Here is a 19893-nt window from a genome sequence, read left to right as displayed (position 1 = left end):
CTATCCTTTTTTGGGGTTACCTTCAGATGGAGGCATAATAGCCGATCTGGTTTCTGGTGTACTATTTCTGCTATCTATGGCATTGTTAGTAGCTTTGGGTTTTGTTTGCGGATCATTACCTGATGGCGGTTGCATACTTCCTTTGCTTTGCGTAGGTGGCAGTTTTGGATTTTGTGTAGGAATAACAACCTGTGAACGCTCTTGTTGTTGCTTTGCTCTTTTAGGCTTTGCAGTATAAGGCGGGGGAACAACTCTCAAACTCGGATCAAGGTATTCTTCTAAGTTCTTTTTCATCTGAACTACTTTATAATTTTCCGATGAAATAACGATAGCTTGCTCAGCAATTTTATAGTCTTTAAATTCTTTCAAAATAGAAACAACACCTTTGGCATATTCTTCATCTCGTAATCCATGAATTACAAAAAAGTTTTTATCCATCGTATACAAATCGATAGAAGTGGTTAATTGCGATTGATTTCTTTCTTTAATGAATTTGGTGATTTTTTCAATTAACGTTTTTACTTTTTTATCCTCTAAATTATCCGCATGATAAAGCACTTTATATGTTGTTGGTTCTGCTTGATCAAAATATAAACTTTCTAAATACGGAATATTATCATATAACAACTCTTCGGCATCTTTTCCTTCGTCTGAATTTGGATAAGTTAAGGCAACGTAATTTAACGCCTTCTTATATTCTGCAAGTCCTTTAATTTTGGCTATAATTTTCGATTTTAACAATTCTAATTTTGGCATGATTTCATCTCCGGTAAATTTTTCAATGGCAAAATCAGTATTAGCGGAAACTTCTCTATATTCTCCTTTTTCATATGCTTTATAAAGGTTCTTATAAACAACTTCCGGGTCATCCATCAAACTTTCTGCAGAAGATCCGGATTTGGAAAGTATTTGTGCGTATCTGGAATCAGGAAACTGTGTAATTATCTTGTCTTTCATTGCCAATGCTTTGGCCGGATCGGTGATTTCGTAAATTTTATACAAATTATACATTGCCGGCAAAATCAAACGTTCTTCTGGTTTGCTTCGCAATAAAATTTCTAAACGGTCTGAAGCCAATTGATATTCTTTGAATTTTTCTTTATAAATCACACCTAATTGATAATAAGCAAAGTTTCTTTCTTTAGCAATACTATCCAATTCTACTTTTGCAGTTGGTAACTGTGAAATATAAAATTCAGGTGAATATTTCGGATCGGCTTCTTTGGAAGCAACCACATCTTCTTCTTTTTGTTCTTCGATTTCTTCTTTTTTCGATTGTGTTGTTCTGTTGGTAGACAATCGCCAGTTGCCTTCGGGGAATCGTTTGCCCCACGTTTTTACAAACTCTCTTTTTCCAAATTCAACCGTAGTTGGGTTGTAAAAATAAAATTTAGAATCGCCAGAAAAACTAGTGCCAGCCGAACTAAATGCCGAATTATCAATACTACTTCTATTGTTAATTGTAAGGTTTTTAGAGTTTTGAAGGTTTGATGACGCGATTTCTGCTCTCTCTGCTTCAATTTTGGCTAATCTTTCGGCTTCTACCTCTTTCTTTTTAAGCTTCGTAATATAATCTTCAAAAAACGCAATTTTATCTTCTTTTGAAAGTGATGCTATATTTAGAATACTGTCATTACGTTGAGCAATTCCTTCATATTTAATAACATCTTCTAAATTATCTCTTTTCTTTTTAAAAGCATTAAACTCACGAGTTCTTGGTTTTAGCAAAGCTAACGTACTATCATAATAATGTCCGGCCGTTTGGTATTTGGCTTTGTAGAAATAGATTTCTCCTAAATTTCGATAATTTGAAGCCAATAGATAATTGTCTAATGACTGTGCTTTTAGCGATTTATTATAATTTTTTACAGCGTTGTCCGGTTGTTTCAGTCGTTCGTAAACCAAGGCTTTTTGGTGATATAAAACATCCAAATACGGACGGTTTTCTCGATCTTCTAATAATTTTTTGAATTTTTCAAAAAGCACGATTGTGTCTCCTTTAACCACATCAAACTGCTGAATTTGTTTCGAATGAGCTTGGATAGTATATCGTTTTGGCGAATTTCTTTTCATATCAATCACTGATTGATAATACGCAAAAGCACTATCTTTTTCCTCAATCGATTCAAATAGTTGTCCTAAAATAAATTTGTATCGAGCTTCTTCTTCGTCTTTTTTAGTGAATTTTGTTGCTAATCTTAATCTAGAAATGGCACTGTCTTTTTGCTCCAAATTTAAAAATGCTTGAGCTAAAGTAGCATTTGCATCGGCAAAGATTTGATCTTTAAACTTAATTTCACTTAGCAGTTTAGTAAGATTGTTTACCGCCAACGCATCATTTTCCAGACGAACATTGGTTTTTTCTCTCCAAATTTTAGCTTCATAAATTTTATCGCTTGCCGGACTTTTATACAAAATATAATTGAACGCTTCTAAAGCCGGAATAAACCTTTGGTCATAATATCTTGATTTTCCGAGCAGTAAGTGAGCTTCATCCATTTGCGGATTTTTTTCGCTCCCGCCTATAAGCATCGAACGTTTTTGAATCGCTTTGGTTGCTTTTTCCTCTGCTTTTTCAAAATTGGCATTTTTGGCTTTTTGTCCGGGCAAGATTGCTTCTTCGGCAGTTTGCATGCGTTCGATTGGAAGAACATCCCAAAAATTATCGTTATAAGTGTCTCGAACTTCATTTAAACCGGCTTGAAATGCTAACTCTCCGTTAAACAAAACGTTGTATTCTGTATTAACTGCATGAAAGTTACGATTAATAAACTTATCCTTTTTGGTAGAACAAGCTATTAGAACAGTGGCGGTAAAAAAGAAAATAAAATATTTTAAAGTAATGGATTTCAAAATAAAAGCGTTTAAAGGCATAACTAAAAACTACTGATTTTAGTATATAGCAAGGGTAAAAATACGTTTCTTTTTGAAATAGAGAAAAATATTGTGCTTTTTTTGCAATGAAACATCATTTCACGAAAAAATTAACGTGAAATGATGTGTTATTTTTGATGAATTAGGCAGCAAAAAACGCTTCTAATTCTTTTAATGTTTCTGATGAAGGAACTAAATCCAGAACTACTTCGCCTTTTTGTAAAGCGACAATTCGGTTTGAAACTTCAACGGTGTGTTGCAAATCGTGACTGGAAACTAAGATGGTTACATTTGAATCATCGGCTAATTCTTTGATGATTTTTTTCAATCGGATTTGTGTGGTTGGATCTAAATTAGCAAATGGTTCGTCTAAAATAATAACTTCCGGTTCACCGATTAAAGCGGCAACAATTCCCACTTTTTTGGAATTTCCTTTTGATAAATCGCGTAAATATTTTTTGTTTTTTAAGATCTCTCCGTTGAAAAAATCTTCATATTTCACTAAAAAGCTATCAACGTCTGCTTTGTTCCATCCGCGAAGTTCGCCAATAAAATAGAAGTATTCTTCAGGTGTCAAATAACCAATTAAGAAACTTTCATCGATAAAAGCAGAAGTAAATGGTTTCCATTTTTCGCTTTGGCTAATTTGAATCGAATTACTTGTAATCATTCCGGTTGAAGGCTGAATCAAATCTAATAACAAACTGAAAAAAGTGGTTTTTCCGGCTCCGTTGTTTCCAACTAATCCAAAACTTTGACCTTTTGGAATGTCTAAATTAGTTATGTTTAAAACGGTTGTTCCGTTGTATGTTTTGGTAAGATTTTTTACTTGTATCATAATTATATGGTTATGGGTGATTGGTAATGGGTAAATGGTTAGTTTTTTTGTTTGTATGCGGCAATGGTTTCGTATTTCTGTGTTTTGTAGATATTTTCAATCCAATTGAACACTTTTGATTTAAAAGCAAATCCTAAAACTCCGGCTAAGGCGATAAATCCAAGTCCGACTACCTCATCAAACAATAAAATTCCTAAATAATATAATCCTAACGGAACAAGAATTTGTGGAATCACTAACAATAACGTTTTAAAATTGAATGCTTTTTTGTCGCCAAATGCATTTTTATTACTCATTAAATCGATTGGTGTTTTCGTAAAAGCTCCAGCCAACAAAACGATGTAGGCATTAATTCCGATGTTGTAAACCGCAGTCACTAAAATCAGCAGGTACGATTGCCATCCAAAATAAAGATAAAAACTGGCACAAACCGCTGCGATTAACGTCACAATAACCATCAACCACCATTTTGAACTCAAATATTCGCGGTATTGAATGTTTTGACTCATCATCAAATTATAATAGGAACTATCCCAACTTGGTACAAATTGTCCGAAACTGAACATAAATCCGCCGGTGACAAAAATTCCGCCAAATACTTGCCAAACCGGTCCGTCATACACTTCAATGGCTCCTGAACCGAACAAAAGTCCGTAGAAAAGAAACAAAACACTCATTATGATGACTGATTTTGCTCTTTTATTTCGGGTGATTAAACGAATATCATTTTTAAGAAATGTTCCTAATGTTCCAAATTGATCTAACCATTCGAAATTTTGCGTTTTGGCAATATCGTGTGTGGTTGATAATCCGGCATCGAGGTATAAGTTGCTTTTGAAAAAACTGTGTACGATTTTATAAACCAAAATTAATACGACAATTGGAATAATTACCATCCAAATATGGTCATACAATCCTTTGAAAAACAACACAGTATAGTTCGTTGCGTCAAATAAACCGTAATATTGCAATGCTCCTAAAGCGATGAAAATAGCAGCAACGGAATAAAAAACAACGTCTTTTTTATCGATTAAGATGTTTAAAAAATTGATTATTAACACGATGGCAGTCATTCCGATAGTCCAAGTGATAACACCAAACACATCAAAACCTTCAATCAACAAAACCACTGCAAGCGGAATAAAAAAGAACAAATGCATAATGTTGAAAAAAGACAACGCCGATTTTCCTAATGTATAATTGACAATCGTATCTTTTTTGATGTTGATGTACAACAACGGCCTGATATTCATAACCGGAGTTTTTTGCAAGAAAAATCGAAAAACCAAATCGCATACGAAATAATAAAGTATAAACCGGTTTATCAATTGAAATGGTTCAGATTCGGTAGCTTTTTCGATAATATAATAAGAACCTGCTCCTAACGCCAAGAACATTACCATAAAATACAAGGCTCCAAAAATCATTAAAATTTTAATTGCTAAATTCGTTTGAAACGATGCGGCTCTAACAAAAGACCTCCATTCGAGTGAGAGAAAACGTTTTATCATAAGTTGGTTGGTTTGGTGGTTATTTATCTACTTTGGTTTGAATGTTTGACTACACTTTTAACGTTTTGTTACAACTTAATTTGAAAAAGCATATTCGGGATAAGTTTGTTTGAGATAATCTTCTGCTTTGGAAGGGATGATTTTGGTAAGAAAATAAAATACAGATACAAACAAAAAGAACAGAAAAAATGAGTTGACATAAGTACTATCTAAAGAAATACCATTAAAATTTGTTTATTGAACATCTGATTCAAAAAGACTCATTAAAACCAAATTTTTTAATTTTTTTTCAAGACTTCTTCGATAGCATTGGAAAGATGATCGACTAATTCGGTTTGTAAATCGTAGTGTTCTACAAAATGTTCGCGGGTGAAACGGTAAAGACGATCTATTTGTTCTTGGTTTAGTTTTAGTTCCATATATGCTTATTGTTGTAGTATTTTTTGATACGATTAACATAAAATAACAGAAACATAATAGTAAGGTAAATGAAAAAATAGTTGATATAAAAATGGATCACGTTGTCTATTTGTCTTGGATTTGCAAAAAGATTTAAAATTTGTTGAAAAAGAAACAGTATCCACATCGACTGTTCTACCATAAAAAAACGTTTCTTTTTTATTAATCCAAAAAAGATTTGATGTGATAGTCCAAATAGAATAATAAAAGCCATCCAATGATAATTGAAATTTAAAACAAAATTGGCTTTGTTGATTATATTTTGAAAGTAATGAAAACTGAATATAAAAACTATTCCCAAAGGAAGATTTATTGGTTTCAATAAAAACAGTCCAAAACTCTTAATAGGTTCAAAAGATTTGAATCCACTACCGGAAAATTTTTTTAAAAGTTCTTTCTTATTCAAAATCATATAACTTTTAAAAGCATCATAAAAATCAATATTATCAACTTTCATTTTTTCTTCAACAGCAGAAGCGATATGATCCGTCAATTCCATTCGAATATCATCATAAAAAATTTCGCTTTTTTTGAGATAATTATCAATGAATTTAAGGTTTTGTGTGGTTAAAGTTTTCATTCACTCTTTCAATTAAAAATTATTGCATAAACTGTAGTTCCTTCGTTTCTTCTACAACTTTTTTTCTAATTTGCATAAAAATTAAAAAAGACAAAAAGCACATTGTAAAAAGAATTGAAAAAGTAATTTTAAATGCAAGTTCATATTTTTCAAAATTTTCTTTTCCTAAGCCTACTAAAACATTAGAAAAGTACATCCACAAAAAGACTCCATTTGAATAATAGGATAAACTTTCCATTTTAAGAACTTTTTTATTGTTGAATTTAAATAATTTTCGCTGCCTAATCCAATCGATTAAAACTAGAACTGACAAAGAAATCAATAGAACTGAAGCAATTCTTATAGGTTTTTCGAAAAGAGAAATAACGGCAAAAAAGCTAATAAATACAAAGAATGTCATAACAATTTCCGGCATTTTAAAATAGCTCTTTATCATTGCGTTATAATGCTTTCTACAGTTTTTATTTAGCTCATCTGATCGCTGTTGAATCATCGATTGAAAACCAAATTTGCCAAAATCTTGTTCCTTTGCTTTAATGATTGCTTGTTGTAATGAAATATCTTCTGTAGATAGAATTTCTTCAACACTTAAAATGATATGGTCAAGCACTTCGGCATAAACTTCAAAATATTTAATTTCGAATTTAGCCAAATACTTTTCTACTTGTTGAATTTGTTCTATCGATAATTTCATACTAAATGATATTTTTTTATACAATTTATATGGTTATAAACATAAAAACAGACGATAACAAATTGCAATGATAATAACAGTAGAAAAAAAAGTTTTAAAGAATTCATTCCATAATCAAAATAATAAATATAAAGCAACCAAAACAAAATTGATGGAGAAGATTGATTTACTAAAAACCGATAGGTTGTTGGTTGTGATTTGTAATTAATAAAAAATGATACGACAAGAAGAACAACGCCAATAGCTATTCCACTATAATTTATAAAAGAATTAAGTCTTTGATTTACTAATAAATCAAGATTAAAAGCAAACGAACAAAATGCCCAAAGTACGACTAACAACAGTATGGATAAATTCACTTTTTTTATTCTGGATTCAATTTTATTAAGCACAATTTTTGGAAATGAATAGATCAAACCAATGTGAAAACTTTTACTTTGAACAAAAAAAGGATTCCATTTTTGCTTAATTTTTTCTAGAGCTTCTTCAAAAGAACAATTTTCTAAAACAACCAACTCTTCTATCTCAATTGCAATATGATCTAATAATTCAAACTTTATATCGACTTGTTTAATTCCGGATTTACTCAAATAATCTGAAATTATTTCTATTTCTTCAACACTTAACTTCATCTTAATAACTCAATTTAGGATTCACAATATTCTGCATATTCTTGATAAATTCTTCCAACTCTGCCAATCGGTTTACGGTTTCTTTGTTGCCTTTTTCGGTGAGTTTGTAGTATTTTCGTAAGCGGTTATCTACTTTTTCTACCTCTACTTCCAACAGACCTTCGGCTTCCAATTTGTGTAATGCGGGATACAAAGCACCTTCGGTGATGTTTAATTCACCCAATGTAATGGCTTTTACTTTTTGAGTGATTTCATAACCATACATACGGCCTTTTTCTTCTAAAAGCTTCATTATTATGGTGTTAAGACTTCCTTTGTATAATGATGAGTTTTTCATTTGTAGCGAATTTGAATCACAAATATACATAACTTTCTTATACATAAAACTCTTATGTATAAATTTTTAAAAAATATGCTGTTTTCAAAAACTGTGGTTTATTACCTTTGTAAAAAATTAATCCATGTCAACTTTTTATAAATTAGCAGTAAAAGAAATCACTCGTGAAACACCGGAAGCCGTTTCTGTTCTATTTCAAGTTCCTGCTGAACTTCAAGCCAATTATCTTTTTGTGGCCGGACAATATATTAATCTAAAACTCACTTTAGACGGAAATGAAATTCGTCGTGCTTACTCCATTTGTTCCACACCGGAAAGTGGTGAGTTGCGAATTGCCATTAAATCTATCAAAAACGGTTACTTTTCTAAGTTTGCGAATGAACAATTAACGATTGGAAAAGTACTAGAAGTTGGCACTCCCGAAGGAAAATTCATTTTTGAACCCGATGCTACACGTTTAAAAAATTATGCTGCTTTTGTTGCCGGAAGCGGAATTACTCCGGTAATGTCGATTTTGCAAACTGTTTTAGAAAAAGAACCCAACAGTACTTTTGTGTTGGTTTATGGAAATAAATCGAGCAATGAAACGATTTTTTACAACCAATTGCACGATTTGCAGTTGAAATATGTTGGACGCTTTTTTGTGCATTATGTGTTTAGTCAGCAAAAAGCCGATGATCAATTGTTTGGAAGAATTGAAAAATCAACGGTGAATTTTGTCTTGAAAAACAAGCATAAAGAAAAGGAATTTGACAAATTTTACTTGTGCGGACCAGAGGAAATGATTAATAGAGTGAGTGATGTTTTGAAAGAAAACAACGTCAAAGAAAAAGATATAAAATTCGAATTATTCTCTGCTTCATCCTCAGAAAATGAAATTAAAAAATCGTTGGAAGGTCACACAAAAATTACTGTTTTGGTTGATGGTGATGAAACTTCTTTTGAAATGTCGCAAAAACAATCCTTGTTGGAAGCCGCTTTAAAACAAGGTTTAGATGCTCCGTATTCTTGTCAAGGTGGTATTTGCAGCAGCTGTATCGCTCGGATTTCTAAAGGAACTGCCGAAATGAAAAAGAACACCATTTTAACTGATGGTGAAATTGCCGAAGGGTTGATTTTAACGTGTCAAGCTCATCCGACATCGAGTGAAATTTTTGTGGATTATGATGATGTTTAACGGTTGCGAGTTGAAAGGTTGCGAGTTGAAAGGTTGCGAGTTGCGAGTTAAGGTTTAAATTTTGCTTTTGAAATTGCTATTGATTTTTGTAATTGAATATGAAAAACAAACTGGAAATATTTAAAAAAGCTCAAGATCTTTTGGATGAACCGGAAGTGCAAGAGCTTTTGGAGTATTGTGACCGTTTGGAAGACGAATTAGTGGATTTTAAGTTTGAAAAAACCAACAACAAAGAGTTGATTATGCTCGATATGATTCGCGAAGTAATCAAAGGTTGCAATGCGATGGAAAAAGAACAGCTAGAACACGAACGGTTTGGTTATGAAGCTCCTAATTATGCTGAAGCGATTTCAAATTTAAAAACGTATATTTTAGAAATTTGTAAAGACAATAAGATTTACTTGTAATCTGAAAACTGTGACTGCGACTGAAAATTAAATTCCCAGCAACGACTGAACACTGAACACTATTTTTTCCGGTAAAATACTTCGCATCACATCGTCATAACCTTCCACTTTTTTATTTCCATATATCGATGTTGGTAAAAGCGGAAATTTCTCTCTATCAGAAACAAGGCAATTTTCCAACGGTTGATTGAATGGTGAAAATCCGGCAAAAGGATGAGTAGCTCCCCAAAGTGTGATGACTTTTATACCCAACATCGCAGCGATATGAGCATTTCCGGAATCCATTGAAAGCATAACATCTAAGTTAGAAATCACTTCCAATTCTTGATTGAATTTCAATTTTCCGGCTAAGACGATTACGTTTGAATGATTATTTTGAAGTTGTTTTAATTTCTGAATTTCTTCACTTCCGCCACCAAAAAGAAAAATTTTGATTGAATTATTTTCTGCCAATTCATCAATCACTTTTTGCATTAAATCCAAAGGATAAACTTTGCTTTGGTATTGAGCAAATGGTGCAATTCCGAGCCAATCTTGAGTTTTATTCCCGGTAATTTTTAGAATTTCATCTAACAAAATTACTTTAGTTGGAAATTGTGGATTAACTAAATCAATTGAAAAACCGAGTTTTTCAAAAGTTTCAACATGTCGCTCCACCATTGGTTTTACGGGTTTAAAAACTTTGTTTTCTAATCTAGTTAGTGCTTTTTTTTCTGCTCTCCCTTTGTCTGTGAATGCTACTTTTTTTCCGCTTAAAGCGAATAAATTTCGGACAACTTTTGATCGTAAAACATTATGCAAATCGGCTACCGCATCAATTTCCAATTTTTTTAAATCCGAAAATAATCGAAGTAATCCGAAAAATCCTTTGTGGCGTTTTTGAAGATCAACTGCAAAGAAATTTACATTCGGAATTCCGTCGAAAAACGGTTTAAAAAACGGTCGGGAAACTATGGTTAGTTTTAAGTTGGGATGTTGTAGAATCAACGCTCTTAAAACCGGCACAGTCATCGCTACATCGCCCATTGCTGAGAGACGGATGACGAGGATATGTTGCGGTTTGGGAGACATTGAATTACAATTTTTTATGATTTTAAGGTAATGTTTGGCCATTCTTTTGCCATTTCAATTTATACAAATCTCTTGAAAACCAAGACTTAACAGCGGACTTATTAACAAGCCACAATGTTTTTTAACAATTTATTGGTGTTTTTTGGCCATTCTTTGGCCCTTTCCACATCAGCTGTTAAACAAATTTTGCTGTCTTAAGGTGATTAATTGAAATGCTTAAAAATCGATCATTAGAAAATAATGTACGTTTTCTTTCACTCCAATTAGTCATATATTTTTTAATATCGTTTAAATTGAATGTTTCTTCTTTTGTAGAAATATAATCAACCGTTGATAAGAGTTCAAGAGCAAAATCAGAATAAAAACCATCTAAAAACTGCTTCGTTTCTAATACTATTTTTAGTAATTCTGGTTTGGAAGAAACATATTCATTCACTTTTTCTATACCATCGGGAACTAATTGCAGAGGTTCAAATGGTTTTTTATCCATCGAACTATAGCCCATTATGTAGCTTCCATTTAAATAATTAATGACGTATTTAACTTTTCCGGAATATGGACCATAAAAGTTTGGCTTATATTCTAACTTGAAATAATCTTTGGCACCGAATCTTTGGAGAAAATAGCATATTTTTTCACATGAAAATTCAGAAACAAACTCTCCATTACTAACTAAATCATAAAGCATAAAAAGCAACATGGCTCTAGCATCAGTTAGTTGAACTCTTTCGCTTTTTAAAACCTCTTTAATTTGAGAGTTGGGCTCATATATAAATATGTCGATTGGCAGATTGGAAAGTTTGTCTTCAATCATTTTCTTTACGATTTCCCAATTCAACCCACCATTACCACTTCCTAAAGGAGGAATAGCAATAGACTTGATATTATGTTCTTCTATTTTGTTTATAAGTTGATCGAGGCCTTTCTCTATAAAACTATATTCAGATGGCTTTCTCCATGAAGTTTTAGTTGGAAAATTAATTATAGTTTTTTTTCCTGATATTAATCCATTATCATCTACAACCAATAAATCACCTATCTTAAAATCACCTTTTTTACAAACCTCTTGATATGTTTTATAATTTAAAGGAAAAGTATTTTTGAATTGTAAAGCAATACCCTTACCCATCACTCCTTGCGTGTTGACAGTATTAACTAATGCTTGGGCATCACTTTCTAAAATATTTCCAATCTTATAATATATCATAAATCAAAAATAATAATTAGGTTTTACAACAATCTTTGTCTCCTCGATTTCCATTTTAATAAGTTTATTTTTTGAAACATCACTGAAGCAGATATAACCTAAAATAGAATTGTTAGGTACATCATTTTTAACCAGAAACTCTGCCTCTTTTCGTCTTTTCAAATCCAAATCAGTGTCATCTTTCCAGTTTTTATTATATGCTGCCTTAAAATCAATTAAACTTTCAATTTCATTAATTTTTTTATCGTCATAAATTAAAGTGAAACCTTTTTTACTATTCGCGTGTCCATCTGTAAAATAAAATAAATTATTACTTATTATAATTTGCTGAACACTAGTTACACAATAAATTATATCATCGGGATTTTGTCTTTTAACTCCTTTATAACCGTTTTGAATGATGTATAACATTGGGGTTCTTATACCAAAATAGAAAGGAATGAAATCGCCAATTGTTATTGATTCACTTACATTCTCAGAACCATTAGTTACATTAATATTTGTAGAACTTCGATTATCAATTAAACTACCATCTCCAATTGAAATATAATTTGGATTTGCATTGATTGAATTACGATGCGTTATACCATGTTGTAATATATGTGGAATATTATCAACATGAGTCATTCTGTATAGGTATATTTTGTTTAAATCAACCAAACTTACTTCTTATTCTGATACAACACCGGATTCAATTCTTCATCATTGTACATTTTCATTTGTTTGTACACTTTCATAAATTTATCACCGCTTTCAATGTCTTTCAACAATTGGTCAATGGACGAAAACATATCGCTTTTTTGTTCCAATAAAATGTTTAATTTTTCTTGACATTTGGCTCTGTGTTCGGCAGAAGCTTCGATTCTATTGGCTTCTTCGCTCATGTGATAAATTTTTAAAGCCAAAATAGAAAGACGATCGATTGCCCAAGCCGGACTTTCGGTGTTAATTTTTGCTTCCGGTTTAACCGAAACAGAACTGTATTTTTGAAGAAAATAACTATCAATATATTCCACCATATCGGTGCGAACTTGATTGGACGCGTCAATTTTCCTTTTTAAGTCTAATGCAGCTACCGGATCAATTTGCGGATCGCGGATGATATCTTCAAAATGCCATTGCACGGTGTCAACCCAATTTTTTGCATACAATAAATGCTCTATTTTATCCTTTGGATAAGGATTGTTAACCGGTTGATATACATTGTCATGCACGTGATAATCGGCAATGCTTTGTTCGAAAACAGAAAAGGCAAGTTGTGAAAACATACTATTAAATTTTAAAATACAAATATACTTTTTATACCTTTATCAAACTAATTCAAAACTAAAACGTTTATGCACCTTCATTATATTTCGGAACAAAACAGCATTCTAAATCATTTTTTGGCTCAAATTCGTGATGTTTCCGTGCAAAACGACAGCATGCGTTTCCGAAAAAATATTGAACGAATTGGTGAAATTATGGCCTATGAGTTGAGTAAAACGCTTCCATATATTGATATTGAAGTTCAAACTCCGCTTGGCATCAAGAAAACAACCGCTTTAGAAGATCATGTGGTTTTGTGTTCTATTTTGAGAGCCGGTTTGGCTTTGCACACCGGTTTTATGAATATTTTTGATAATGCAGAAAACGGTTTTGTATCGGCTTATCGTCATCATCCGAACAATGATGATTATTTTGATATTTTGGTGGAATATCAAGCCGCACCTTCCTTTGAAAGTAAAACATTAATTTTAATTGATCCAATGTTGGCGACCGGTCAATCGATTGTAGCGGTTTTGAATAAATTGCATTTAGAACAAAAACCGAAAGAAATTCACATTGCCGTAGTGATTGCTGCTCCTGAAGGCATTGCTTATTTAGAAAAAAATCTTCCCGCTAATTGTCATTTGTGGGTTGCGGCTTTAGATGAGAAATTAAACGAAAAAAATTACATTGTTCCCGGTTTAGGAGATGCCGGAGATTTGGCTTACGGCGTAAAGTTATAATTGAAAAATAAAAAGCAAGATGCCGCAGGCCAAAACAGATGCGGTTATAATTTCTTTTAAAACTGTATCTTTATTCATTTCTACAAAACCTGTTGCTAAAACAGAAATCGGCATTAGTCCAAAAAGCAATAAACTGTTACTTTTTTCAGGTGAAATAATGTAAATCAACACACTTATTAAAAAAATAAAAATCACTTTTTTATACGATGCCAGCATGATTATTGGTCGCTTAGACATCGTGAAAATCATTGAAATTAAAAAAACTATCGCAAAAAGTGCATATAAAACGAGTGCTGCATTGCTTGCTGATTTTTCTAAATAATAAAATTTAAAATCTGTTCCTGTTTGGTTCCAAACTATATCTAACCATTCTTTATCAATTAATAATGAAAAGAATATAAATAGAATTCCTACCGTGAAAAAAGCGATAAACGGTAGCACCCAATTTCGATAATCGCCCGAAACGTGGAAAATGATAGATACAAAAACTATAAAAATGAACAAAATGCTCCAAAAATGAAATAACGCGGCGATAAAAATCCACAACGAAGCATCGAATATTTTTTCTTTTGGAGTGAGTAATGATTTCATCGAAATCAACCTTCGCATGGCCAACAAAATGAAAAAAGAGGATAAAATTATTTTGAAGTTATCAAAAGCCGAAGGAATAAATAACAGAAAAGAAACAAAAAAAAGTACCGAAAAACTATTGTCTTTGCTCAATCCGTTTCGTTTTGTGATAAAGTTTGTGATAAAAAGTGAAGCCACTAAAAGCACTAAAATAATACCTTTAGAAACCAATCCGCCTAATAAAAAGGACGATTCTGTAGGTGTTTCAACAAGTTGGATTTGATAAATAAAAAAGCACAAAACCAACAAAGTGGTAACTAAAATATAATTAAATGGTCTTGATTTACTAAAAACGCTTGCAATCATAAGGATATTTTATACTTTTGTGACTGTAAATATAATACTTTATACCATGAAAGCATTTTTCGAAGGAATTCAATACCTATTTGTTGATTTACTTTTTCTTCCACTTGATTTTTTCAGAGAATTAGAATTGTCAAATTGGTGGGCTGCTAATACCTTGAATTGGTTATTTGTAATCATTTGTTCGGTTGCTATTGTTTACTGGATAAAACAACTAAAATTACACAAAGCAAACAACGAAGAAAACCAAGATACAACGGCTCATTCTTTTTTTAAATAAGAGTTAGAAATTCTTATTTTAAAGATCAAAGCCAATATCTTTTCTATAATACATCTTATCAAAATGTAGTTTTTCTATACTTTGGTAAGATTTTTTTATGGCTTCTTTAAAGTCATTTCCGTAGGAAGTTATGGCAAGAACACGACCTCCGTTTGAAACGATATTTCCATTGTCAAGCTTTGTTCCGGCATGAAAAACAATCGAATCTTGTACATTTTCAATTCCGGTAATTATTTTTCCTTTTTCAAAATCTTCGGGATAACCGCCTGAAACGACCATAATTGTTGTGGCACTTCTAGAATCGATTTCAAGTGAAACTTCGTCTAATTTTTCATTGGCTACAGCCAAAAACAATTCAACTAAATCTGATTTAATTCTTGGCATAACCACTTCGGTTTCCGGATCGCCCATTCGAACATTGTATTCAATCACCATTGGTTCGCCTTTCACATTGATTAAACCGATGAACACAAAACCTTTGTATTCAATTCCGTCTTTTTGAAGACCTTCGATTGTTGGTTTAACGATGCGTGTTTCGATTTTTTCCATCAACACAGCGTCTGCAAAAGGAACGGGCGAAACAGCTCCCATTCCGCCTGTATTCAATCCTGTATCGCCTTCTCCAATTCGTTTGTAATCTTTGGCTGTGGGAAGAATTTTATAATTTTTTCCATCGGTTAAAACGAAGCAACTCAATTCAATTCCATCTAAAAATTCTTCGATAACCACTTTTGAACTGGCATTTCCAAATTTTTGATGCACAAGCATATTTCGCAATTCGGTTTTTGCTTCTTCTAAATCATTTAAAATCACAACACCTTTTCCGGCCGCTAAACCATCTGCTTTTAGAACATACGGTGGCGACAACGTTTCTAAAAATTTACATCCTTTTTCAACTGTTGAAGCTGTAAAACTATCATAAGCTGCCGTTGGTATTTTATGTTTGATTAGAAATTCTTTAGCATATTCTTTACTTCCTTCCAATTTTGCTCCCTCTTTTGACGGACCAATCACCGGAATTGATTTTAAATCGTCATCATTTTTAAAAAAATCGAAAATGCCTGCTACGAGTGGATCTTCGGGTCCAACGACAACCATTTCAACTTGTTCCTCTAAAACAAACTTTTTAATCGATTCAAAATCGGTTGGTTGCATTAAAACATTCGTCGCAATTGAAGCTGTTCCGGCATTTCCGGGAGCTACAAATAGTTTGGAGCATTTTGAACTTTGAAGCATTTTCCAAGCCAACGCATGTTCGCGACCGCCTGAACCAAGAAGTAAAATTGTCATGTTGTGTTGTTGTTTGAGCTGAACTAATTCAGTTTTAGTTTTGCAAAAATAACTCGTTTTGAACAGAAGTTAAAACGAAGTGGCAAAAAAAGTGTTCGTTTTTGGTTTTCGGTTGATGGTTTTGTTATTTTTGATTTTTTAATTGAAATTTAAAAATGATTTTTAAAAATTTATTTGTTAAAACTGTTGTTAGCTTAGGTGATAAACTTTTGGGAGCAAATTATCTATCATCTTTGCATAAGTGGAATAAATATGACCGGTTGTCTGAATCACAATTAGAAAAAATTCAAGAAGAAAATTTAAAAAAAATACTTCCTCACGCTTGTAGCACTGTTCCGTATTATCAAAAATGTTTTTTAAATAAGGATCTTTCCGAACTAAGATTGACAGACTTTCCGCAATTAACTAAAGAATTGTTAAGGGAGCAAAAAGAAAATTTAATTTCTACTAAATATAATGTTTCCGATTTACAGAAGAACTATAGTAGCGGAAGTAGCGGGGTTCAATCCTTTAGCTATAATGAGAAAAAAAGTCGTTTTTTTTTACAAGGAATTCAGAGCCATTGGTATCTATGGTCAGGATATAGAATTGGAGATTCTACTATGCAATTTGGTATGTCTCCAAAAAGGGTTTTCCCAAAAAACTTAAAAGACTTATTTTACAATATTCATTATGTAAATAGTTTTAGCTTATCTAAACCGGATCATTTGCATCTTATTAAACTATTGAAAAAGAAAAAAATCGATTACTTAATTGGATATCCTTCTGCGATAAATCAATTAGCTCAAACTTTAATCGATACTAAAAATTCGCATCCAATTAAAGGAATCGTTTCTCTGGGCGATAAACTATTTCCTCATTTTATAACTAATTTTAAAAAAGCTTTTGATTCACCCAAAATTATTGATACTTACGGATGTGCAGAAGGCTTATTGATGGCGTGCACAAATGATTTGGATTATTATTATATAATGAGCCCTCATGTTTGTATTGAAATTGTAGATGATCAAGGAAATAACGTTAAGGATGGTGAAATGGGACACGTTTTAGTCACTTCCCTTACAAATTTTGCTATGCCAATGATTCGTTATAAACTTGGTGACTTGGCTATAAAACTACCTAAAGAAAAATATCCTATTAACAGAAAGTATAATTATCCTTTATTAGAAAAAATTGTTGGAAGAGAAACAGATATTGTTAAAACATCAAACGGGAAAACCTTAATTGTTCATAGTTTTACGGGAATTGTTGAATATTTTCCCGAAATCAAACAATTCAAAATTACACAAAACTCTTTGGAAAAAATTGAATTTGAATATATTACCGATTCAAATTTTAATTTTTCAGATGAAATTTTAAAAAAGATTGAAACAAAAATCAATCTTCTCACCGAAAACAGCCTAGATATTGAATTTAAAAAAGTGGCTTTCATAAAAGCAAGCCCATCAGGAAAACCTCAAATAATTGAATCGAATTTAAAGCAAAAATCTTAATTTCGATATTTAAGAAAACCCCTGTACATCCAATGCCACATATAATATATCGATTGTAAAACCGAAAGTTTTTCTACTTCTCTATAAAACTGCCACTGGTATTTGATTAAATGCGATTTTTTTCTGGAAAGGGAATTCTTCCTGATTCGATAAATTGCTTTTGGGGCTTGAATTCCATAAGCAAAAGGAATTTCTTTTAAATATTTGAGCCACAAACCCATATCTTGTCTTTTATGAATGATGGGCATAAATTTTTTCCCAACCACTTCAACATCTAAAAAAGCGGTTAAACAACTAATTGAGTTTGTTTTTAAAATATCGGTATAGGTGACTTTTTGTGGAACTAAAAAATCAGAATATACAAACTCCAATTGTTCATTAGAACGTCTATAGGATGAAAAAACAAAAGGTATTCCTGTTTTTTGAATGGTTTTAATGCTGTTTTCTATAAAATCGGTAAACCAAATGTCATCTGCATCTAAAAAAGTTAGGTATTTTCCTTTTGCTATTTCAATGCCTTTATTTCTAGTGATTGCTGGACCCACATTTTGAATTTGTTCAATGAAATGAATTCTATGCTCTGTTTCTTGAATTCTTTTTACAACGGCTATCGTTTCATCGGAAGAACCGTCGTCAACAATAATCATTTCCCAGTTAGAATAGGTCTGATTTTGAACAGACTGAATGGTTTCTGCAATAAATTTCGCAGAATTATATGTTGGAGTTATTATGGATACCAACTCATTCATTAATATGCCTTTTCTTCTCCTTTAAAAATATTAACCACAGTTTGAATAATAATTTTTACATCTAACACAAACGACCAATTTTCGATATAAAAAACATCAAATTTAATGCGATTAATCATGTCTTCATCGGTTTCAATTTCGCCTCTAAAACCTTTCACTTGGGCTAATCCAGTAATTCCCGGTTTCACGTAATGGCGAACCATATATTTTTTTACTTTGTTGCCATAGGCTTTGTTTTGTGACCAAAGATGTGGTCTTGGGCCAACTACTGACATATCACCAACCAAAACATTAAAAAATTGTGGCATTTCGTCTAAGCTGGTTTTTCTTAAAAAACGTCCGATTTTAGTCACTCTTGGATCGTTTTTAGAAGCTTCTCTTTCTGTGGTATGATTAATTTGCATGGATCTGAATTTATAACAGAAAAATTCCTCTTCATCTAAACCGGGTCTTCCTTGTTTAAAGAAAACCGGTCCTTTTGATTCTAATTTGATCAAAATTGCAAGTATTGGCATTAACCATGACAGTAAAAAAACAATAACAAAAAGTGAAAACAGTATATCAAATGCTCTTTTAAACGCTTTGGTTGCTGGCTCATGCAACAAGGTTCGTTGCAATGAAAGAACCGGAAACATTTCGTAGTAATCTATTTTTAAATTTTTAGAAAAAATTTGTTTTGTATCAGGAATAAATTTGATGGTTTTGTTGTTTTCATCTGCAAATTCAACTAAATCTTTTAATTGTTCATTTGTTATTTCGTTTAATGAACAATAAATTTCATCTATTTTGTTTTCAATTACATAATTTTTAATGTCTGTAACTTTTCCTTTAATTTGCTCATTTACCTTTTTATCAGAAAAATATCCAAAAAAGCGGTATCCATAATCATTTCTCTTTTCAAAAAGTTCTTTTAGGTTTTTAGCTTCTTGGGTATAACCTATAATGATTGCATTTCTAAAATTACTTCCTGTAATAATTCTATATTTTTTGAGATAATAGAAAAGAAAATATTTTAATAAAACAATTAGAATGAAGCTAATTGTCATGAAAATTGCAATCGCTTTTCCGCTAAAAACAGATTCTTTAGCAAATGGAAAATAAGCAATTACAACCAACAAAAAAACGATGGATTGCTTTAATATTTTAGATAAAATTTCAACTGGTGTTGTGAATCGATAGACTTCATAAAATTCAATAAAAAAAGCGATTATAGACCAACTTATAATTAGGTACAATCCAAAGTAAATGTCATTAACATTTAACTCGTCAAAAAAAAAGACAGATAGTAATACTAAGACCAATAAGTCTAAAAAAACACTTATTGGTCTAATGAATTTTGAATATCTTCCTTTTTGAGGTGCTACCATTTT

Annotated in this window: 21 protein-coding genes; 5 read left to right on the top strand and 16 right to left on the bottom strand. The window is 31.8% G+C overall.

What is annotated here, in order from left to right; all coding sequences use genetic code 11:
• From porW to M0M57_RS06830, 8 genes are all read right to left on the bottom strand, one after another.
• Nucleotides 1-2853: a type IX secretion system periplasmic lipoprotein PorW/SprE gene (porW, locus tag M0M57_RS06865; protein WP_248436448.1), complete on the bottom strand. Its 2853-nt coding sequence runs from the start codon at nucleotides 2851-2853 to the stop codon at nucleotides 1-3.
• Between the two features lie 163 nt (nucleotides 2854-3016).
• Complete coding sequence (locus tag M0M57_RS06860) at nucleotides 3017-3712, bottom strand: ABC transporter ATP-binding protein (RefSeq protein ID WP_112085185.1); 696 nt, start codon at nucleotides 3710-3712, stop codon at nucleotides 3017-3019.
• A gap of 38 nt (nucleotides 3713-3750) precedes the next feature.
• Nucleotides 3751-5223: a DUF5687 family protein gene (locus tag M0M57_RS06855; RefSeq protein WP_248436447.1), complete on the bottom strand. Its 1473-nt coding sequence runs from the start codon at nucleotides 5221-5223 to the stop codon at nucleotides 3751-3753.
• 278 nt (nucleotides 5224-5501) lie between these two features.
• The gene (locus tag M0M57_RS06850) at nucleotides 5502-5642 is read right to left on the bottom strand and encodes a hypothetical protein (RefSeq protein ID WP_248436446.1); all 141 of its coding nucleotides are present in this window, start codon (nucleotides 5640-5642) and stop codon (nucleotides 5502-5504) included.
• The gene (locus M0M57_RS06845; RefSeq protein ID WP_248436445.1) at nucleotides 5633-6262 is read right to left on the bottom strand and encodes a hypothetical protein; all 630 of its coding nucleotides are present in this window, start codon (nucleotides 6260-6262) and stop codon (nucleotides 5633-5635) included. Before M0M57_RS06845 ends, M0M57_RS06850 begins: the two co-directional genes overlap by 10 nt.
• Before the next feature lie 19 nt (nucleotides 6263-6281).
• A complete protein-coding gene (locus M0M57_RS06840) occupies nucleotides 6282-6956 on the bottom strand; it encodes a hypothetical protein (protein WP_248436444.1) in 675 nt (224 codons plus the stop codon).
• Complete coding sequence (locus M0M57_RS06835) at nucleotides 6953-7588, bottom strand: hypothetical protein (RefSeq protein WP_248436443.1); 636 nt, start codon at nucleotides 7586-7588, stop codon at nucleotides 6953-6955. Before M0M57_RS06835 ends, M0M57_RS06840 begins: the two co-directional genes overlap by 4 nt.
• Before the next feature lies 1 nt (nucleotide 7589).
• Nucleotides 7590-7925, bottom strand: coding sequence for a PadR family transcriptional regulator (locus M0M57_RS06830; protein WP_112085181.1), 336 nt, complete (start codon nucleotides 7923-7925; stop codon nucleotides 7590-7592).
• A 124-nt stretch (nucleotides 7926-8049) separates the two neighbouring features.
• Between M0M57_RS06830 and M0M57_RS06825 the strand changes: the two genes are divergently transcribed.
• Together M0M57_RS06825 and M0M57_RS06820 are read left to right on the top strand one after the other, a co-directional pair.
• Complete coding sequence (locus tag M0M57_RS06825) at nucleotides 8050-9102, top strand: ferredoxin--NADP reductase (RefSeq protein ID WP_248436442.1); 1053 nt, start codon at nucleotides 8050-8052, stop codon at nucleotides 9100-9102.
• Between the two features lie 98 nt (nucleotides 9103-9200).
• Nucleotides 9201-9509 (top strand): hypothetical protein, encoded by a 309-nt coding sequence (locus tag M0M57_RS06820; RefSeq protein ID WP_248436441.1) that lies wholly within the window; start codon nucleotides 9201-9203, stop codon nucleotides 9507-9509.
• 27 nt (nucleotides 9510-9536) lie between these two features.
• Here M0M57_RS06820 and M0M57_RS06815 read toward each other — a convergent pair whose 3' ends face one another.
• The 4 genes from M0M57_RS06815 to M0M57_RS06800 all read right to left on the bottom strand — a co-directional run bounded on the left by M0M57_RS06815 (nucleotide 9537) and on the right by M0M57_RS06800 (nucleotide 13055).
• On the bottom strand, nucleotides 9537-10580 hold the full coding sequence (locus tag M0M57_RS06815) for a glycosyltransferase family 9 protein (protein WP_248436440.1): 1044 nt from the start codon (nucleotides 10578-10580) through the stop codon (nucleotides 9537-9539).
• 175 nt (nucleotides 10581-10755) lie between these two features.
• Nucleotides 10756-11787: a type II toxin-antitoxin system antitoxin DNA ADP-ribosyl glycohydrolase DarG gene (gene darG / locus M0M57_RS06810; RefSeq protein WP_248436439.1), complete on the bottom strand. Its 1032-nt coding sequence runs from the start codon at nucleotides 11785-11787 to the stop codon at nucleotides 10756-10758.
• A gap of 3 nt (nucleotides 11788-11790) precedes the next feature.
• Nucleotides 11791-12414 (bottom strand): type II toxin-antitoxin system toxin DNA ADP-ribosyl transferase DarT, encoded by a 624-nt coding sequence (gene darT, locus M0M57_RS06805; RefSeq protein ID WP_248436438.1) that lies wholly within the window; start codon nucleotides 12412-12414, stop codon nucleotides 11791-11793.
• Nucleotides 12415-12449: 35 nt separating this feature from the next.
• Entirely contained in the window at nucleotides 12450-13055 is a 606-nt protein-coding gene (locus tag M0M57_RS06800) for a DUF4254 domain-containing protein (RefSeq protein WP_248436437.1), read from the bottom strand.
• 69 nt (nucleotides 13056-13124) lie between these two features.
• On the opposite strand from M0M57_RS06800, the gene upp reads away from it, so the two are divergent.
• A complete protein-coding gene (gene upp / locus M0M57_RS06795) occupies nucleotides 13125-13778 on the top strand; it encodes a uracil phosphoribosyltransferase (RefSeq protein WP_248436436.1) in 654 nt (217 codons plus the stop codon).
• On the opposite strand, the gene M0M57_RS06790 is transcribed toward upp, so the two are convergent.
• Nucleotides 13773-14714: a hypothetical protein gene (locus M0M57_RS06790; protein WP_248436435.1), complete on the bottom strand. Its 942-nt coding sequence runs from the start codon at nucleotides 14712-14714 to the stop codon at nucleotides 13773-13775. The two genes, upp and M0M57_RS06790, sit on opposite strands and share 6 nt — an antisense overlap.
• Nucleotides 14715-14760: 46 nt before the next feature.
• Between M0M57_RS06790 and M0M57_RS06785 the strand changes: the two genes are divergently transcribed.
• Nucleotides 14761-14991, top strand: a complete 231-nt coding sequence (locus M0M57_RS06785) for a DUF6341 family protein (protein WP_248436434.1) — start codon at nucleotides 14761-14763, stop codon at nucleotides 14989-14991.
• Nucleotides 14992-15009: 18 nt separating this feature from the next.
• Here M0M57_RS06785 and purD read toward each other — a convergent pair whose 3' ends face one another.
• Complete coding sequence (gene purD, locus M0M57_RS06780) at nucleotides 15010-16281, bottom strand: phosphoribosylamine--glycine ligase (RefSeq protein WP_248436433.1); 1272 nt, start codon at nucleotides 16279-16281, stop codon at nucleotides 15010-15012.
• Nucleotides 16282-16436: 155 nt separating this feature from the next.
• Between purD and M0M57_RS06775 the strand changes: the two genes are divergently transcribed.
• Nucleotides 16437-17774 (top strand): AMP-binding protein, encoded by a 1338-nt coding sequence (locus M0M57_RS06775; RefSeq protein WP_248436432.1) that lies wholly within the window; start codon nucleotides 16437-16439, stop codon nucleotides 17772-17774.
• Here M0M57_RS06775 and M0M57_RS06770 read toward each other — a convergent pair.
• Entirely contained in the window at nucleotides 17771-18523 is a 753-nt protein-coding gene (locus tag M0M57_RS06770; protein ID WP_248436431.1) for a glycosyltransferase family 2 protein, read from the bottom strand. The genes M0M57_RS06775 and M0M57_RS06770 overlap by 4 nt on opposite strands.
• Nucleotides 18523-19890, bottom strand: a complete 1368-nt coding sequence (locus tag M0M57_RS06765; protein ID WP_248436430.1) for an undecaprenyl-phosphate glucose phosphotransferase — start codon at nucleotides 19888-19890, stop codon at nucleotides 18523-18525. The genes M0M57_RS06770 and M0M57_RS06765 overlap by 1 nt, the downstream gene beginning before the upstream one ends.
• Between the last annotated feature and the right edge of the window lie 3 nt (nucleotides 19891-19893).

The sequence above is a fragment of the Flavobacterium azooxidireducens genome (assembly GCF_023195775.1).
GTDB classification, from domain to species: Bacteria; Bacteroidota; Bacteroidia; order Flavobacteriales; family Flavobacteriaceae; genus Flavobacterium; species Flavobacterium azooxidireducens.
Note: the sequence above shows the minus strand (reverse complement) of the source record. Positions and strands in the feature narration are given on the sequence as shown.